Source organism: Pseudomonas sp. SDO5271_S396 (genome assembly GCF_054071795.1).
Window position 1 is genome coordinate 1 of record NZ_JBSVWB010000113.1, and the last position, 1,226, is coordinate 1,226.

Below are 1,226 nucleotides of genomic sequence, written 5' to 3' on the forward strand. Positions count from 1 at the left end.
TTTGGTACCCGGACCACAGCCATCAGCGGCTGGTGTGGAACGAACGCGGGCAATTGCTGGAGGAGCAATTGCCCCATGGCGGGATCAAGCGCTATCGCTATGACGATCTGGGCCGACAGGTGGCGCAGGAGGATGAACACGGTGCGCTGACCGAATACCAGTGGGATGCCGTTGGCCGGTTAGTTCGTGTGGTCTTGCCGGGCGGTGCTTGTAGGGAATACAGCTACAACCCTTACGGAAAAATCACCGCCGAGCGCGATGAGCTGGGAAACGTCACCCGCTACGAGTATGCCGACGGCCTGCACCTGATCAGCCGGCGTCTCAATGCCGATGGCAGCCAGGTCAAATACCGTTACAACAACGCGCGGTTGCTGCTGACCGAGATCGAAAACGAGGTTGGCGAGGTTTATCAGCTCGACTACCACGCCAACGGGTTGATCCAGCAGGAGATCGGCTTTGATGGCCAGCGTACGGCTTATATCTATGACCTCAATGGCAACCTTCAGGAGAAGACTGAGCATGGCGACGATGGCAGTCAGCTGGTTACCCGTTATGAGCGCGACTCTGCCGGACGCCTTGTAAGAAAAACCCTTCCCGATGGCAAAACCGTCGATTACACCTACGACCGCCAAGGCAACCTTCTAGGCGTCGAAGACGGCCATTGGACGCTGGCCTACGAGTACGACCGCCAAAACCGCCTCACCGCTGAGCACCAGGGCTGGGGCACCCTGCGATATGGCTATGACGCCTGTGGGCAGTTGCACATGCTGCGCCTGCCGGATAACAACCGGGTGGTGTTCAACCACGGTAAAGGCGGTCAGCTCGCCACCGTCGAACTGAACGGTTCGCTACTGACATCACACCTGTTCCGCGCAGGGCAAGAACACCAACGCCAGCAGGGCCAGCTCGTCAGCCACTACCACTACGACGACCAACAGCGCCTGCACAACCATGCCGTGATCCAGCAGGAAAACCTGCTGTACCAGCGCCAATACACCTACGACAAATCCGCCAACCTCACCCGCCTGCTCGACACCCGCAAGGGCCAGCACGACTACCACTACGACCCACTGAACCGCCTGACCCGCGCCAATCACTCGCAAGACGTGCAGGAACGCTTCGGCCACGACCCCGCCGGCAACCTGCTGATGCACAACCGCCCCGGCCCCGACATCGTCGCCGGCAACCGCCTGATGATCCAGGGTGACCGGCATTACGACTACGAC

General features: G+C 60.1%; 1 pseudogene. It reads left to right on the forward strand.

Features of this window, described 5'->3' with window-relative positions:
* Window positions 1–1,226: pseudogene (locus ACW9IN_RS30075) on the forward strand (type IV secretion protein Rhs); the annotation flags it as partial.